The 15,851-nt window shown below is 64.6% G+C and carries 16 protein-coding genes and 1 riboswitch; of the genes, 4 read left to right on the top strand and 12 right to left on the bottom strand.

The genetic code is table 11. From position 1 onward, the window contains the following. Positions 1 to 65: 65 nt before the first annotated feature. Positions 66 to 470 carry an NUDIX hydrolase gene (locus tag QTL98_RS11840; protein WP_445678686.1) on the top strand — a complete coding sequence of 135 codons (405 nt, stop codon included), beginning with the start codon at positions 66 to 68 and terminating at the stop codon, positions 468 to 470. On the opposite strand, the gene thiQ is transcribed toward QTL98_RS11840, so the two are convergent. From thiQ to QTL98_RS11820, 4 genes are all read right to left on the bottom strand, one after another. Beyond that, entirely contained in the window at positions 420 to 1,172 is a 753-nt protein-coding gene (gene thiQ / locus QTL98_RS11835) for a thiamine ABC transporter ATP-binding protein (protein ID WP_445678685.1), read from the bottom strand. The genes QTL98_RS11840 and thiQ overlap by 51 nt on opposite strands. Then, positions 1,169 to 2,818, bottom strand: a complete 1,650-nt coding sequence (gene thiP / locus QTL98_RS11830; protein ID WP_445678684.1) for a thiamine/thiamine pyrophosphate ABC transporter permease — start codon at positions 2,816 to 2,818, stop codon at positions 1,169 to 1,171. Before thiP ends, thiQ begins: the two co-directional genes overlap by 4 nt. Continuing rightward, complete coding sequence (gene thiB, locus QTL98_RS11825; RefSeq protein WP_445678683.1) at positions 2,794 to 3,813, bottom strand: thiamine ABC transporter substrate binding subunit; 1,020 nt, start codon at positions 3,811 to 3,813, stop codon at positions 2,794 to 2,796. Before thiB ends, thiP begins: the two co-directional genes overlap by 25 nt. Positions 3,814 to 3,912: 99 nt before the next feature. Continuing rightward, positions 3,913 to 4,026: riboswitch (TPP riboswitch) on the bottom strand. A gap of 64 nt (positions 4,027 to 4,090) precedes the next feature. Further along, a complete protein-coding gene (locus tag QTL98_RS11820) occupies positions 4,091 to 4,438 on the bottom strand; it encodes a DUF2794 domain-containing protein (protein ID WP_445678682.1) in 348 nt (115 codons plus the stop codon). 285 nt (positions 4,439 to 4,723) lie between these two features. On the opposite strand from QTL98_RS11820, the gene QTL98_RS11815 reads away from it, so the two are divergent. From QTL98_RS11815 to der, 3 genes are all read left to right on the top strand, one after another. Continuing rightward, positions 4,724 to 5,395: a tetratricopeptide repeat protein gene (locus QTL98_RS11815; RefSeq protein WP_445678681.1), complete on the top strand. Its 672-nt coding sequence runs from the start codon at positions 4,724 to 4,726 to the stop codon at positions 5,393 to 5,395. 8 nt (positions 5,396 to 5,403) lie between these two features. After that, positions 5,404 to 6,732 carry a PQQ-binding-like beta-propeller repeat protein gene (locus QTL98_RS11810; RefSeq protein ID WP_445678680.1) on the top strand — a complete coding sequence of 443 codons (1,329 nt, stop codon included), beginning with the start codon at positions 5,404 to 5,406 and terminating at the stop codon, positions 6,730 to 6,732. A gap of 144 nt (positions 6,733 to 6,876) precedes the next feature. Next, a complete protein-coding gene (gene der / locus QTL98_RS11805) occupies positions 6,877 to 8,310 on the top strand; it encodes a ribosome biogenesis GTPase Der (RefSeq protein ID WP_445678679.1) in 1,434 nt (477 codons plus the stop codon). Positions 8,311 to 8,487: 177 nt separating this feature from the next. Here der and QTL98_RS11800 read toward each other — a convergent pair whose 3' ends face one another. The 8 genes from QTL98_RS11800 to eutC all read right to left on the bottom strand — a co-directional run bounded on the left by QTL98_RS11800 (position 8,488) and on the right by eutC (position 15,851). Further along, the gene (locus QTL98_RS11800; RefSeq protein ID WP_445678678.1) at positions 8,488 to 8,970 is read right to left on the bottom strand and encodes a GNAT family N-acetyltransferase; all 483 of its coding nucleotides are present in this window, start codon (positions 8,968 to 8,970) and stop codon (positions 8,488 to 8,490) included. Between the two features lie 18 nt (positions 8,971 to 8,988). Continuing rightward, entirely contained in the window at positions 8,989 to 9,702 is a 714-nt protein-coding gene (locus tag QTL98_RS11795) for an SDR family NAD(P)-dependent oxidoreductase (protein ID WP_445678677.1), read from the bottom strand. After that, a complete protein-coding gene (purF, locus tag QTL98_RS11790) occupies positions 9,699 to 11,162 on the bottom strand; it encodes an amidophosphoribosyltransferase (RefSeq protein ID WP_445678676.1) in 1,464 nt (487 codons plus the stop codon). Before purF ends, QTL98_RS11795 begins: the two co-directional genes overlap by 4 nt. 29 nt (positions 11,163 to 11,191) lie before the next feature. Beyond that, a complete protein-coding gene (locus QTL98_RS11785) occupies positions 11,192 to 11,863 on the bottom strand; it encodes a CvpA family protein (protein ID WP_445678675.1) in 672 nt (223 codons plus the stop codon). Positions 11,864 to 11,959: 96 nt separating this feature from the next. Continuing rightward, on the bottom strand, positions 11,960 to 13,342 hold the full coding sequence (radA, locus tag QTL98_RS11780) for a DNA repair protein RadA (RefSeq protein WP_445678674.1): 1,383 nt from the start codon (positions 13,340 to 13,342) through the stop codon (positions 11,960 to 11,962). Between the two features lie 2 nt (positions 13,343 to 13,344). Beyond that, complete coding sequence (locus QTL98_RS11775) at positions 13,345 to 14,121, bottom strand: ABC transporter ATP-binding protein (RefSeq protein WP_445678673.1); 777 nt, start codon at positions 14,119 to 14,121, stop codon at positions 13,345 to 13,347. A 4-nt stretch (positions 14,122 to 14,125) separates the two neighbouring features. Further along, a complete protein-coding gene (locus QTL98_RS11770) occupies positions 14,126 to 14,899 on the bottom strand; it encodes an MlaE family ABC transporter permease (RefSeq protein ID WP_445678672.1) in 774 nt (257 codons plus the stop codon). 154 nt (positions 14,900 to 15,053) lie between these two features. Beyond that, on the bottom strand, positions 15,054 to 15,851 hold the full coding sequence (eutC, locus tag QTL98_RS11765; RefSeq protein WP_510637481.1) for an ethanolamine ammonia-lyase subunit EutC: 798 nt from the start codon (positions 15,849 to 15,851) through the stop codon (positions 15,054 to 15,056).

Below are 15,851 nucleotides of genomic sequence, written 5' to 3'. Positions count from 1 at the left end.
GAACTTTAGAAATCACGTACAGAACATTGAAAATAAATATTTATGAGATGTTTCTGGAGGCCGGGGTGAGCGCATCCGTGATCCGTATTGTCGCCGCTGTCTGTCTGCAGGGCGGGCATCTGCTGACAGTACGCAAACAGGGAACGGAGCGTTTCATGCTTCCCGGCGGCAAGCCGGAACAAGGCGAAGCGCCGCTGGAGACGTTAAGGCGCGAGCTTGCCGAAGAGCTCGGCGTGGCAGTGGAAGGGCGGAGCCTCTTTTGGGGCAGTTTCACCGCCCCGGCAGCCAATGAGGCCGGTTTTGAGGTTGCTGCGGAGCTTTACCGGGTAGAGCTTCAGGGCAGGGTGATGCCGGCGGCGGAAATTGCCGAAATAAGCTGGGTCGATCCTGCAAGGCCTGGCGGGATAATGCTGGCGCCGTTACTGGCCCGGCATGTGCTGCCCTTGCTCGTGGCCGAGATAGGCGCCTAGCGCCGGCACATCGCGGCGGGCCAGCAGGGCAGCAGTGGGGCCATGCAGCAGGACTTTGCCTTCCGCCACAAAACAGGTGTTGACGGCGATGCGCAGGGCATCCTGAGGCTCGTGACTCACCATCAGTACGGTCAATCCGTGCTCGCGGCTGATCTCGGCCACAAGGTCAAGCATGTGCAACCTCAGTGCCGGGTCGAGCCCGTTGAACGGTTCGTCCAGCAGCAGCAGCGGGCGCCGGCGCACGAGGCAGCGCGCCAGGGCAACACGCTGGCGCTGGCCGCCGGAAAGCGCCGAGGGCAGACGCTTTTCCATGCCTGCAAGCCCGACGGCCGCAAGGGCCTCGCTGACAGTGCGTTTCTGGTCAGCCGAAAGCTTCAGGTTCGGGGCGAGGCCAATGGCGACATTGGCGCTGACGGTCAAGTGCGGGAAAAGATTGTGTTCCTGAAACAGCGTCGTCACCGGCCGCCGGGCCGGGGAAAGCGGTAGCAGATCGAGGGTCCCGAGACGGATGCTGCCGGAAGCCGGCTGTTCGAAGCCGGCGACCAGTGCCAGCAGGGTCGATTTTCCTGCCCCGCTCGGTCCGATGATGGCAGTGATCCCGCCGGGCCCGACCGTGAGGTCAAAGCTCACCTGCCAGCCGCCCCAGGAAAAGCGGACATCTTCAAGCATCAGCGCAGCGGTGCCGGCAGCGGGCAAGGTCATCTGTCTTTCTCCGGGCCACGGCCGCCAATCCCACGCTCGATTGCCGCAAACAGGCCAAGGCTCAGCAGGGCGAGAAAGAGGGCGGTTACGGCCGCGCCGCGAAACTGATAGGCGCCGAGGCGCTGGTAAAGCAGCATCGGCAAGGTGGGGTTATCGCCGCTTCCGAATAGCGCGATCACCCCCAGATCGCCGAAGGAAAGGGCGATGCTGAGCGCCAGCGCAAGGCCAACCGGCCGGCGCAGCAGGGGGAGCTCCAGAAACCGCAACCGGTTCCAGCCCGCAAGGCCGAGAGACGCGGAGAGCCGGTCATACCGCTCGGCCACCTCGCGCATCGGCTGGGAGAGAATGCGCAGCACGAAAGGCAGGGCGGCGAGCGCATTGGTGAGGGCAACGGCCGGCAGTGCAATGTCGAAGGCAATGGCATGCGCGCGCAGCAGCAGAAAAAGCCCGGCGGCCAGCGTGAAGGGCGGGATAACAAGGATGCCGGAGCCGGCAAATTCCAGTGCCAGTGCTGCCCGGCCCTGTTTCAGCCGCAACGCGAGATGACGCGAGGTGAGCAGCAGCAGGAAGCCGGCAGCCGTTGCCCCGGCTCCCGCAGAGCCCGCTACTGCAAGGCTGGTCGTTGTCGCGCGCCAGAGTGCCGGATCCATCAGGGACACGAGAATGGGGCCTTGCAGGCCGCTGATGACGACGGAGGCCAGCGGCAGGACCACCAGCAGAACAGCGACGGCCAGTGCAGCCATGTCCATGATCACTGTGCCGCTGCCCGCGTCCGGCCTGCGAACCAGGCGGCGAATACCGGCGGATGTCGCCGGCAGGTGATGAAAACGTAGTGCCACAAGGCTGAGCCCACCCGTAAGCACAATCTGCAACACGGCAAGGGCGACGGCGCGCGGAATGTCGAAATCGAGCCGCAGCGCCTGATAGATCGCGACCTCCAGCGTGGTAGCGCGCGGGCCGCCACCCAGCGTCAGCACCACGGCAAAGCTGGTAGCACAGAGAAGAAAGATCATGGCGCCGGTCGTGGTCAGGCTTGCCCGCAGGACCGGCCATTCAATCAGCCGGAAGCAGTCGCGGGAGGTGAAACCGAGCTGGTTTGCCAGCTGCCAGCTCTCCGGCGGTATGGACTCCAGCCGTTGCAGGAAGATGCGCGCGGCGAGCGGCATGTTGAAGAAGACATGGGCAATGAGAATGCCGGGCAGGCCGTAGAGCGGCCACGCCGCCGGCAGGCCGGCCCATTCCAGCAGCTGGTTGACCCAGCCGGAGCGGCCATGCACGGCCACGATGCCGAAGATGGCGACGATGGCGGGCAGGATGAAAGCAAGGCTGAAACAGTAGAGCAGCAGCTGCCGTCCGGGAAAAGCGGGGCGGCGATGAAGTGCGCGGGCGATGGGCACCGCGAGGGCAAGCGACAGCAGCGTGGAAAGCGCGGCCTGCCACAGGGTGAACTGGATGATGCGCCGCAGATAGGCATCACCCAGCAGCGCCAGCGGGTTTTGAATATGGGAGGCTGCGCCGAGGAGCGCGCTTGCCGAACCGCCCAGCACCAGGGCGATGACGGCAAGGACAAGCGCGCCCGGCACCCACCAGCCGCGATGGGCGGTCGGCGGGTGTGGCAGCGTCAGCGCGAGATCGCGTCCAGCCATTCGGCCGTCCAGGCCTTGCGGTTGTCCCGCACCGTTTCCGGTGAGGTCAGCAGCACCTTCCTGGGTGTCGGCAGCGTGTTGAAGCTGTCCGGCATCGGCACGTCCCGTACCGGATACATCCAGTTGGTGGCCGGAATGGCAGCCTGGAAGTCCTTGGCGGTGACAAAGGCCAGGAACTTGTCAGCAAGCTCGGGGTGCGGGGCGTTCTTCAGGCGGCCGGCAACTTCCACCTGCAGGTAGTTGCCTTCCTTGAAGGCAACGGTCTTGTAACGGTCGGTGCCTTCCTCGGTGATGTGATAGGCCGGGGAGGTGGTGTAGCTCAGCACCATTGGCGCCTCGCCCTTGGTGAAGAGGCCGTAAGCTTCCGACCAGCTCTTGGAGGTGGTAAGGGTGCGGGCATTCAGCTTCTGCCACATGGCAGGTGCCTGATCGCCGTAAAGAGCCTTCATCCACAGCATGAAGCCGAGGCCGGGCGTCGAGGTGCGCGGGTCTTCCAGCAGCACCTTGTAGTCACCCTTGCCGTTGATGAGCTCATCAAGGCTCTGTGGCGGATTCTTGATCTTCTCGCTGTCATAGACGAAGGCGAAATAGCCGAAATCGAACGGCACGAAGATCGGGTCCTTCCACACCACCGGCAGGGTAAGCGGCGGCAGCTCGCCCGAGCGCGGGGCAAACAGGCCGGTGGAAGCAGCATCGGCCGTGAGGTTGAGGTCAAGGCCAAGTGCTACATCGGCCTTGCTCGACGGGCCTTCCAGCTGCAGGCGGGTGAGGATGGAGACGGCATCCTCGGTCTCGACCCATTTGATCTTGCAGCCACAGGTCGCCTCGAAGGCCTTGGTGATCTGCGGGCCGGGACCCCAGTCGGCATTGAAGCCGTCATAGGTATAGACGGTCAGCGTTTCTTCAGCGGCACGGGCCGGCGCACCGGCAAAAGCCGTGAGGGCCAGCAGGCCGGCGCCGGCAAACAGCGCCGCGCGGCGGGTGGTGATAGACAAGACGAAGCCTCCTCGAGACCGGTTGCGGTTGCAGCACACAGGTCCGGGGACGACGTGAAGGAATGGACTTTGCTGGATTTAAGGGGCCCGACAGCAGGCCCGATGATCCGCCCCAAATCCCTCCGCCGGCATTACCCGGGTCAGGTTCGACGGGTTGGCACCAAGGCCTCTCAGCTTTCCGGCCGAACCGGAAACGCACCCCGTTGAGACGCGGCGGAGAATAAGCGTGCTTGCCAGCCGGGCGCAAGGGCGGGATGTAGCCTCGGGCGGCGAGGGGTCAGCTGACCGCCTGGACCCCCATCTTGCGGCGCAGCAGCGCCACCATATCGCCAAGCCGGGCGCTGCGGCCGAGTATCGCACTGCCGCCTGCCAGCGAATATTCGAAGGCGCCGCCACCGACCGAGTTCTTGAAGATGCTGAACTGCGGGGCTTCGTGGGTGTGGCGGAAGAAGGAGAAGATGGCGATGCCCGGCGTATGGTCGATGGCATAGTCGCGCCAGTGCCCCTGGGCGACATGCTCGCTGTAAAGCGCCAGCATCTGCATCAGTTCTTCGCGGGCAAAAAAGACGGTGCGCTGTCCGGCGCGGCGTTTCTTGACGAGGTCCAGATAAATGGCGTCCGACATCGGCTGCGCTTCCGGCTCCCTTGGTTGGCCGCTGGTATCGCGAGCGACGGTTTGCACCGGGGGCTGGGCTTCAACCCCAGGCACGTGACGATACCATGACAGCTCCGAGTGTTCCGCAAACTGCTGCCATCGTCCACAATTCCCTGTATAAGACGCCTCTGATTGACGGGACGGGGGCGAGTTTCCCCGTCTTGACCCAGGGGCTAACGGGCTGATAATCGCCCGGAACCGACAAGAAATGACCCGCCGCCTTGCCTTCATGAAAGGCGGTCCCAAGGAGCCGGTATGAGCGACGCTGAACACCTGATACGTGAAGTTGACGAAGAGCTGCGTCAGGAGCAGCTGAAGGCCCTGTGGGACAAATACGGCATATTGGCGATTATCGCCGTGGTTCTCGTGATTCTGGGTGTGGGCGGTTACACCGCCTGGGAAACCTGGCAGGCCAAACAGGCAGAGGCCCGCACCGCGGCGCTGGAATCCGCCCTCAACGAATGGCAGGCAGCCAGCAGCGAGGATGACAAGCTGCGTGTCCTGCAGGGTGCTGCCAGCAGCCTCGATCATGGCGGGGCGACGCTGGCGCGTTTCTTCGAGGCGGCGCAGGAGGCCAAGGCCGGCCACGTCGATCAGGCTGTCGCCATCTATGAAAAGCTGGCTGCCGACGAAAGCCAGCTGGCACCGCTGCGCAGCCTCGCCCTTCTGGAAGAGGTGATGGTGCAGGCCGATAGCGGCGACCCGGCGGCGCTTGCCACCAAGCTTGCTCCGCTGACCGCTGAAGGCAGTGCCTGGCGTTATTCCGCCCGCGAGCTGGATGCCGTGCTGGCGCTGCGCGCCGGCGACACCGACCGGGCCAAATCCACGCTGTCGGCCCTTGCGGACGATGATGCCGCGCCGCAGACGTTGCGTCAGCGCGTGCGTGAAACGCTGGCTGCCCTCGGTGGCAGCGAGGCGGCGAAATGAAGCTGCCGATGCGTGGCGCTCTTCTCAAGGCGGGCTGTGCGCTGGCGCTTGCCGTTGGCCTTGCCGGCTGCGGCAACATGTTCGGCTCCGACGACAAGCCGAAGCTGCCCGGCACGCGCCTTTCCGTGCTCGACCTCCAGGCGGAGATCAGCCCTGATCCGAGCTTCAAGGACACGCCGCTGGAGCTGCCGGCGCTGAAGGACGTGGCTGACTGGCCGACGCCCGCCGGCTCGCTGACGCATGACAATGGCAACATTGCCCTCAGCGGCACGTTCAAGAAGGCCTGGTCGAGCAGCATCGGCAGCGGCTCGTCCTCCGAACTGCGCCTGCTGACCGCGCCGGTTGTGGCCGATGGTGTGGTCTATGCCATCGACAGCAGCAGTGAAGTGAGCGCCACTGACCTTGCGACCGGCAAGCGCAAGTGGAAGGTTTCCATCCGCCCGCGCGAAGAGCGCGATGTCGGCCTTGGCGGCGGTGTCGGTTACGGTGCCGGACGGCTGGCGACGACCGGTGGTTTTGCCGAGGTGCTGCTGCTTGATCCGGCCAATGGCGGCCTGATCTGGAAGAAGGCCCTGCCGGCGCCCGCCCGCGCCGCGCCGGTCATTGCCGGCGACATGGTGCTGGTGCTGACCGTCGACAACCAGCTTTCGGCTTTTGCCCTTGCCGATGGCGCACCGCTCTGGACCCATACCGGTGTCAGCGAGACGACCGGCCTTATCGGCTCCACCGTGCCGGCTGTCTCCGATGATGGCATCATCATCGTTCCCTATACCTCGGGTGACATCTACGCGCTGCGTCAGGAAAATGGCGCGGTGCTGTGGCAGGACAGCCTTGCCGCCCTGCGCCGGACCACGGCGCTGGGAAGCATCGCCGATATCCGTGGCGCTCCCGTCATCGACGGCGACCGGGTCTATGCCGTGTCCTATAGCGGCCGCATGCTCGCGCTTGATCTGAGGCGCGGCGGACGGCTCTGGGAACAGGAAATCGGCGGTATCAATACCCCGGTGCCGGTCGGCGCCTCGGTGGTGGTGCTGGATGGCGAGCAGCGCCTGATTTCGCTGAGCCGCGAAGATGGCCGGGTGCGCTGGATCACCCAGCTTGATCCGTGGGAAGACATGAAGAAGAAGGAAGACCCCATCATCTGGCGCGGCCCGGTTCTGGCCGGCGGGCGCCTGATCACGGTGGGGGATAATGGCGAGCTCATCCAGATCGACCCGGCGACAGGCGAAACCCTGAGCAAGGAAGATGTGGGAGATGGCACGTCGGTGGCCCCGGTGGTGGCCGGCAAGACGCTGCTGCTTCTGGATAATGACGGTGATTTGCAGGCGCTGCGCTGAGCGCTCTCCTGCTGCTGCGCGTTCATGGAATTGTAGCCCGGCCTGATCGTCATTTGATCGGGCCGGGCTCTCTCGTTTATTGGTGTGACTGACTGTGCCCGGATGGCCCCTTGGCCGATACCGGGTTTTCTTCTGGATGGATCAATGTTTTCCGTAGCCATCATCGGCCGGCCCAATGTGGGCAAGTCCACGCTCTTCAACCGTCTTGCCGGGCGCCGCATGGCGCTGGTGCATGACCTGCCGGGCGTGACGCGTGATCGCCGGTCTGCGCCGGGATCGCTCTACGGGCTCAATTTCGAGATCGTGGATACGGCAGGCCTTGAGGATACCTTCGACAACAGCGTCGAAGGGCGCATGCGCCAGCAGACCGAACGGGTGCTGGACGAAGCGAATGTCGTGCTGTTCCTCATTGATGCGCGCGCCGGCGTGACACCGCTTGACAAGCATTTCGGCCAGTGGCTGCGCCGTACCGGCCGGCCGACCGTTCTGGTCGCCAACAAGTGCGAGGGCGCTTCGGGCCAGCCCGGTCTGCTGGAGGCTTATGAGCTTGGCATCGGCGAGCCGGTGCCGATTTCGGCAGAGCACGGCATCGGCCTTGGCGACCTGCATGAGGCGATCCTGCCCTTCTACCGTAAGTACCAGAAGGAAAAGGGCGCCGAGGAAGAGGCCGCGCTGGATGACGACAACGATATCGAGCTGAGTGAAGCCGACGCCGAGGCCATCGCCAGCGGTCAGGCCGAAGATATCGACCTGCCGCAGCAGCAGGGCCCGCTGCGTCTCGCCATCGTCGGGCGACCGAATGCCGGCAAGTCCACGCTGATGAACGCCATCCTTGGCGAAGAACGCGTGATCACCGGCCCCGAGGCCGGCCTGACGCGCGATGCCATCAGCGCGGACTTCATCTACAAGAACAGGCCGCTGCGCCTCATCGACACCGCCGGTATGCGGCGGCGGGCACGCGTAGACAATCCGCTGGAGCGCCTTGCCGTTGCCGACGGCATGAATGCCATCCGTTTTGCCCATGTCGTGGTGCTGATGCTGGACGCCAACCAGGTGTTCGACAAGCAGGACCTGACGATTGCGCGACGCATGATCGAGGAGGGCCGGGCGGTCGTTATCGGTGTCAACAAGTGGGACGCTGCCGACGATCGCAAGGAGACCCTGCAGCGCCTCAAGGACAAGCTGCAGACCTCCTTCAACCAGGCCAGGGGCGTGCCATGGGTTACCCTGTCCGCCCTTAAGGGCAAGAATGTCGACCGGCTGCTGGATGCGGTGCTGGAGACCTATGATCTCTGGAACAAGCGCGTCTCCACTTCCGCGCTCAATCGCTGGCTGCTGGCGACTGTCGAGCGGCATCCGCCGCCCCTCGTCAATGGCCGGCGCATCAAGCTGCGTTACATGACGCAGGTGAAGGCGCGTCCGCCCACCTTCGCCATCTGGTCCAACAAGCCGGATGAGCTGCCGGAGGCCTATAATCGCTATCTGGTGGCCGGTATCCGCGAGAATTTCGGCCTTGAAGGCGTGCCGATCCGCATCCTGCTGCGCAAGCCGCGCAATCCGTTTGCGAGCGATGATTAAGGAAAGAGATCTCCCCCACGCCAGTGGGGGAGATGGCGCAGCGCGCCAGAGGGGGATGTTGGCATAAAAGCCTTCGGCGTCAGCGCATTATGGCGCGGCCTATACCCCCACCGGTCCTGACGGACCCCCTCCCCATGAATGGGGAGGGCTATCTTTCGGGAAGAAAGCCGCTAGCCGTCACCCCAGCATCAGCTTGAAGCCCTCATGGCTCTGCTCGAAACCGAGCTGCACATAGAAGCGGTGGGCATCGGGCCGGCGCTTGTTGGAGGTGAGCTGCATCATGCCGCAGCCACGAGCCCGTGCCCGGTCCATGGCCCAGCGCATGAAAGCACCGCCGATGCCTTGCCCGCGCAGGTCCGGCGCCACGCGCACGGCTTCCACCAGCGCACGCCACATGCCCATATAGCTGATGCCGGGAATATAGGTGAGTTGCAGGCAGCCGATGATACGGCCGCCCTGGTCTGCCACGCACAGCTCGTTGAGCGGGCTTTTTTCTATGGCATCGAAGGCTGCGAGATAACCGGGGGCCAGTTCTCCGTTCGGCGCCTCGCGCTTTCTGGCGACTGAATCATCGGCCAGCATCTTGATGATGACCGGCAGATCCTCCCGCGTGGCAAGCCGATAGGTAATGGCGGGAGGCGCTGCTGTTCCGGTCGTCATTCTACGCTGGAGCCCTGATTACTGGGTGATGATGGTCCCGTTGCGACCCTCACCGGGAAGGCAGAGGTCGACAAGGGCAGGAGCGACGCTCTCGGGCGTCGGGACCGTCTGCGGATCCTCGCCTGGATAGGCGGCGGCCCGCATGCGGGTGCGCAGGATGCCGGGGTCGAACAGGTTGACGCGCACGGGGGTGATCTCGACTTCCCGCGCGTAGTCCTGCGCCATACGCTCCAGCGCGGCCTTGGAGGCGGCGTAGGGGCCGAAATAGGGCCGGTCGACACGGGCAAGGCCGGTGGTCACGAAGACGGCCCGGCCAGCATCGGATGCCCGCAGCAGCGGGTCGAAGATGCGGATCAGGCGATAATTGGCTGTGACGTTAAGATCGAAGATCTGCTGCCATTCCGCCGGTTTGGCCTGGGCCAGCGGCTGCAGGGCGCCCATGGTGGCGGCATTGCCGACCAGAATGTCGGTGCGGCCATAACGCCCGTAAAGCGTTGCCCCCAGCTGGTCGATCTTGTCGAAATCGCGCAAGTCCAGCGGCACCAGCGTTGCCTGGCCGCCGGCTGCCCGGATCAGGTCGTCCGTTTCTTCAAGCCCGCCGACGGTGCGCGCCACGCAGATGACATGCGCGCCCTCGCGGGCAAGGTCCACCGCCACCGCGCGGCCGAAGCCGCGCGAGGCGCCGGTAACGACGGCAATGCGTCCGGCAAGGCGCCCCGCGCCAGCCGTCATTTGCCCGCCTCGCTGCGAAGGGCGGAGGCGGAGGCGTTGTGGACGTCGGTGCTCACATCGGTGAGGGCGATGGGATATTCGCCGGTGAAGCAGGCATCGCAGAAAGCGGGGGAGGCGGCGACACGCGGCGCCGATTCCATCGCATCATAGAGCCCGTCGACGCTGATGAAGGAGAGGCTGTCCGCGCCGATGAAGCGGGCAATCTCGTCGATCTCCATCTGCGCGGCGATCAGCTTTTCGCGCGAGGGCGTATCGATGCCGTAGAAGCAGGGGTGGCGGGTCGGCGGGCTGGAGATGCGCATGTGCACCTCCTTGGCGCCAGCCTGGCGTACCATGTCCACGATCTTGCGCGAGGTGGTACCGCGCACGATGCTGTCATCCACCAGCACCACTCGTTTGCCTTCCAGGCGGGCCTGGTTGGCATTGTGCTTCAGCTTGACGCCCAGATGGCGGATCTGGTCGGTCGGCTCGATGAAGGTACGGCCGACATAGTGGTTGCGGATGATGCCGAGCTCGAAGGGAATGCCGCTTTCCGCAGCATAGCCGATGGCGGCCGGCACGCCGCTGTCCGGCACCGGCACGATGACGTCGGCATCGACATGGGCTTCGCGGGCGAGCTGCGCACCGATGCGCTTGCGCGCCTCATACACGTTGCGGCCATCGATGTTGGAATCCGGCCGGGCGAAATAGATGTACTCGAACACGCACATGCGCGACGGGCCCGGCTGGAACGGCATCAGGCTGGTCACGCCTTCCGGCGTCAGCACCACCATCTCACCCGGTTTGATGTCGCGCACGAACTCGGCACCGATGATGTCGAGCGCCACGGTTTCCGATGCCAGCACATGGGAGCCGTTTTCCAGCTTGCCGAGCACCAGCGGGCGCACGCCCATCGGGTCACGCACACCGATAATCTTGTTCTGGGTCATGGCGACGATGGAGTAGGCGCCCTCGATCTGGCGCAGGGCCTCGATCATGCGGCCAACGGGGTCGTTGGCCCTGGACATCGCCATCAGATGCACCACCGTTTCGGTATCGGCGGTGGTGTGGAACAGGGCACCACGCTGCACCAACTGGCGCCGCAGCGTCATGGCGTTGGTGAGGTTGCCGTTATGGGCGAGGGCAAAGCCGCCAAATTCGAAATCGGCGTAGAGCGGCTGGATGTTGCGCATGCCGCCGCCGCCGGCGGTGGAGTAACGGTTATGGCCGATGGCCATATCGCCCTTCAGGCGGGCCATGACCTGCGGGGAGGCGAAGATGTCGCCGACTTCGCCGATGCCGTGATGGGCAAAGAAGCTGCCATTATCCACGGTGATGATGCCGGCGGCCTCCTGGCCGCGATGCTGCAGGGCGTGAAGCCCCAGTGCTGCGAGTGCCGCGGCTTCCGGATTTCCGCAAACCGCAAATACGCCGCACTCCTCATGGAATGCGTCGTCGTCCAGGCCGAAGGGAGTACCCATAACTCTCCGCTCGATATGTTTAGGTGGACTTATTGCTGGGGAGTTTTGGGCTCGGAGGTCCCCAGCAGCTTGTCCAGCTCGTTCGCGTCGTCGGCCTTGTATCCTGTATCGTCGCTTTTGTCTGCTGCTGGTCGCGCATTGGAGATATTATTCAGAAGCGCATCAGTATCCGCCTTCTGCTGCATCAGCCGGCGGGCGCGCTCGATCTCGTTTTCACTATGCGCGCGCAACGAATCCGGAATGAGATTGGCAAGGATTCCTGCGCCTTCCTGCAGCAGCGGGCGGGTGCGCGCCTGCGCGATCCAGTCCGGATGTTCCTTCTCCGGAAACAGCATGGTGCCGAGCAGATAGACGAGGCTGACGAGCACGGCGCCGCGGGCAAGGCCGAAAAGGACGCCGAGCGAACGGTCGACTGCGCTCAGCGCCGATCCGCGCACCGCGCCGGCCACCCAATGGGTGAAGAAGGACAGGATGACCAGCGCGGCGATCAGGATGCCGAGACCGGCTGCGGCCTGGCGCACGATTTCCGAGTGAATGTAGGGCTCAAGAAAAACCGAGGCTGGCTTGTAGAAGGCGAGCGCCAGAATGATCGCGCCGACCCAGCCGCCGATGGACAATGTCTCACGGATGAAGCCGCGGGCAAAGGCCAGGATGGCGGACAGCAGCATGACGGCCAGAACGGCAAGATCTGTCGGGTTCAACGGTAACTCACTCGCGGCTGGCCCGTAGGCTGTTGCATTTCAAACTAGATACCGCCGGCAAGGGCGGATGGTTCCGAAGCGGAACAGGCCTAAATGTTAACGGGATGTCAACGGGCCGAACAGGGGCAATAGATCGGTCAGATGTCCGATCTCCTGCAAGGTTATTTTCTCCTTGCCCCCGGCCTTGCGTCTTTTGGGCAGGATGGCCTTTTCAAAGCCTAACTTTGCGGCCTCCTTGAGGCGCAGTTCAAGCTGGCCTACCGGACGCACTTCGCCCGAAAGGCCGATCTCGCCGAAGACCACGGCATCTCTCGGCACCGCTTCGCCGGTCAGCGAGGAGAGCAGGGCGGCGGCCACCGCAAGATCGGCGGCCGGTTCGTTAATGCGCAGGCCGCCGGCAACATTGAGATAAACATCGTTGGCGCCGATGGCGACGCCGCAGCGCGCCTCCAGCACCGCCATCACCATGCCGAGCCGGGCCGAGTCCCAACCCACCACCGCGCGGCGCGGCGTGCCGAGCACGGACGGGGCAACCAGCGCCTGCACTTCCACCAGCAGCGGGCGCGAGCCTTCCATGCCGGCAAACACCGCCGCGCCGGTCACATCGCCCCGGCGGTCCGCCAGAAACAGCTCCGACGGGTTCGCTACTTCCTGCAGGCCGCTGCCCAGCATCTCGAAAACGCCGATCTCGTCGGTGGCGCCAAAGCGGTTCTTCACCGCACGCAGGATGCGGAACTGGTGGCCGCGATCGCCCTCGAAATAGAGAACGGTGTCGACCATGTGCTCGAGCACTCGCGGGCCGGCGATGGCGCCGTCCTTGGTGACGTGGCCGACGATCAGCAGGGCGGTGCCGCGCTGCTTGGCGACACGGATCAGTTCCTGCGCTGAGCCACGCACCTGGGTAACGGTGCCAGGGGCGCTGTCAAGCACATCGACATACATGGTCTGGATGGAGTCGATGATGACGATGTCGGGCGGTGTTGCCGTCTCCATGCTGGCGACGATTTCGCGCACATTGGTCGACGCGGCGAGCGCGACGCCCGCTTTTGCGAGGCCAAGCCGGGCCGCGCGCATGCGGATCTGGTCAACGGCTTCTTCGCCCGACACATAGGCTACGCGGCACTGGCGGGAGAGAGCGGCGGCGGCCTGCAATAGCAGGGTCGATTTGCCGATACCGGGATCGCCGCCAATCAGCAGGGCAGAGCCGGGAACGATGCCGCCACCGCAAACCCGGTCGAATTCCCCGATACCGGAAAGACGGCGCGGCGGCTGTTCGCTGACCCCGGCGAGGGAGACAAAATCCAGCGCCTTGCCACCACGGGCCGGTTTGCCCGCACTGGCAAGGCCTTTCGGCGGGCCAGCCTGAACGGCTTCCTCAACCAGGGTGTTCCATTCGCCGCAGGCATCGCATTTGCCGACCCAGCGCGGGGAGACGGCACCGCACAGCTGGCAGACGTAACGGGTGGTGGACTTGGCCACCGTCAGGCCTTCTTCACCGGCATGCGGATGGGGCCGTCGGCACGCCCGTGCACGAACTGGTCGACATAGTCGTTACCGCTGTCGTCCACCTTCTTGACCGATCCATGCCAGATCAGGTGGCCCTCATAGAGCATGCCCACCTTGCTGGCGATCTTGCGCACGGAGGACATGTCGTGAGTGATGGTGAAGGCGGTTGCCCCCAGCTTCTTCACGCAGTCGATGATAAGGTCGTTGATCACGTCGGCCATGATCGGGTCGAGACCGGTCGTCGGTTCGTCGAAGAAGATGATGTCAGGCTCGGTGGCGATGGCACGGGCAAGGCCCACGCGCTTCTGCATGCCGCCGGAAAGCTCGGACGGGCTCAGATAGGCGACATCCGCCGTGAGGCCGACCTGGGCGAGTTTTTCCACCGCGATGTCGCGTGCCTGGCGTCGCGCCATGCGCTGGCCCTGGATGAGACCGAAGGCCACGTTCTCCCACACTGGCAGGCTGTCGAAGAGGGCAGCGCCCTGAAACAGCATGCCGATACGGCGCATGACCTCGCGCCGTTCGGACGCCTTCATCTTCAGAACATTGCGGCCGTCAATCTCGATGGAGCCGGCATCGGGTTGCAGCAGGCCGAGGATGCACTTGATCATCACCGACTTGCCGGTGCCGGAGCCGCCGATGATGACGAAGCTTTCCTGCGGGGAGACGTCCAGATCGACGCCGCGCAGCACATGCTTCGGGCCAAAGGACTTGCTGACACCGCTGAGGCGGATTTTGGGAGCCGTCGTCATCGCCTTACTTTCCGAAGAAGATTGCGGTGATGAGATAGTTGCTCACCAGGATCAGGATCGAGGCGCTAACCACCGCGTTGGTGGTTGCCGCGCCGACACCCTGCGCGCCGCCCTTCGAGTTGTAGCCGTGGTAGCAGCCCATCAGCGTGATGATGAAGCCGAAGACGGCAGCCTTCACGAGGCCGGAGACAACGTCGAGCGTCTCCAGATATTGCCAGGTGTTGGCAAGGTAGGTGGCCGCGTTGAAGTTGAGTTTGTAGACGCCGACCAGATAACCGCCGAAGACGCCGATGATGTCGGCCACCAGCACGAGGCACGGCAGCATGATGAGGCCGGCAATAAGGCGCGGCGCCACCAGATATTTGTGCGGCTGCGTGGAAAGGGTGGTGAGGGCGTCGATCTGCTCGGTTACCCGCATGGTGCCGATTTCGGCCGCCATGGCGGCGCCCACGCGCCCGGCCACCATCAGGCCGGCCAGCACCGGCCCCAACTCACGCGTCACGGAGAGCACGACCACCGTGGCAATGGCGCTCTCGGCATTGAAGCGCGAGAAACCGGAGTAGCTCTGCAGCGCCAGCACCATGCCGGTAAAGATGGCGGTCAGGCCGACGACGGGCAGCGAGTAGTAGCCGATATCGAGCATCTGCCGGCCGATGAGGCGGGGATAGAACGGCGGACGCACACAGTGGGAGAGCGAGGTGGCGGTGAAGATCGCGAGCCTGCCAATGGCGGGCAGGAAATCGAGAACGGCACGGCCAATGGCGGCAACAAACTTCATCGGGTGCGCGATGCCTCTGGTTGGCAGCCGGGCTTTCCGCGCAAGGAAAGGCGGCGGGAACGTGCCCCTGTATCCGACGGATAAGGCAAGTCGTGCAAGGGGGTTACGCAGTCCGAGCGTGAGGTGATGCGCAAATGGGCATGCCCGGGGCCGGTCAGTCCGGTTCGCGGGCTGGCTCCGGGGCGCAAAGTGCGGGGGCGTTTTCCTTGAGATTGACGCCGGTCAGCTGCAGGCGGGCGGCCTGATTGAGGAGCCAGCCGAGCTTGTCAGCACCCGCTGCGACGGAAAGGCCGGCGCCGTGGATGTTGGAAATGCAGTTCCGTTCGGAATCCTGCCGCCCGACCTTCGGCTCCCAGGTGATATAGACGCCAAGGCTGTCGGCTGCGGAAAGGCCGGGCCTTTCACCCACAAGCAACGCCACAAGACGGGCGCCAAGCCGCTCGGCGATATCGTCGCCGAGAGCAACACGCCCTTGCCGTGCGAGCACGACCGGGGCCACTTGCCAGCCGCCGAGATAAGGCAGGGTCGCATGGACCAGCGCGGCCGCGTGCGCATCCACCGCCGCTGCGGAAAGGCCATCCGCAATTACGAAGCAGATATCCCAGTTGCCGTGCTTCAGCCTGTCGTGGCTCTTCGGAGCCAGGCGGCGACCCAGATCGGGCCGGCGCAGGTAGGTGGCGCGGTCCGGGGCTGCGCTTGTTACCTCGATCGTCTCCAGTGGCTGCAGATCGGCAGCGATACGGACAAAATCCGCCTGGCTGTGCACGGCGTCGCGCGCCCGTGCATGAGCCAGCTGGAAATCCAGCAGCGCCTGCGTCGGCAAGCTGTCGCCGCTGCGGCCAAGGCCGATGCGCGCCCGGGTCGTCTGCCGGAATCTGGCCCAGAGGTCAGGTGCGGCGTCATCATTCGTGCTGTCATCCAGGACGGAAGAAGGGCGCAGGAGTTCGTTCAC

It is taken from the genome of Radicibacter daui, from assembly GCA_030657355.1.
Lineage (GTDB): Bacteria > Pseudomonadota > Alphaproteobacteria > Radicibacterales > Radicibacteraceae > Radicibacter > Radicibacter daui.
Note: the sequence above shows the minus strand (reverse complement) of the source record. Positions and strands in the feature narration are given on the sequence as shown.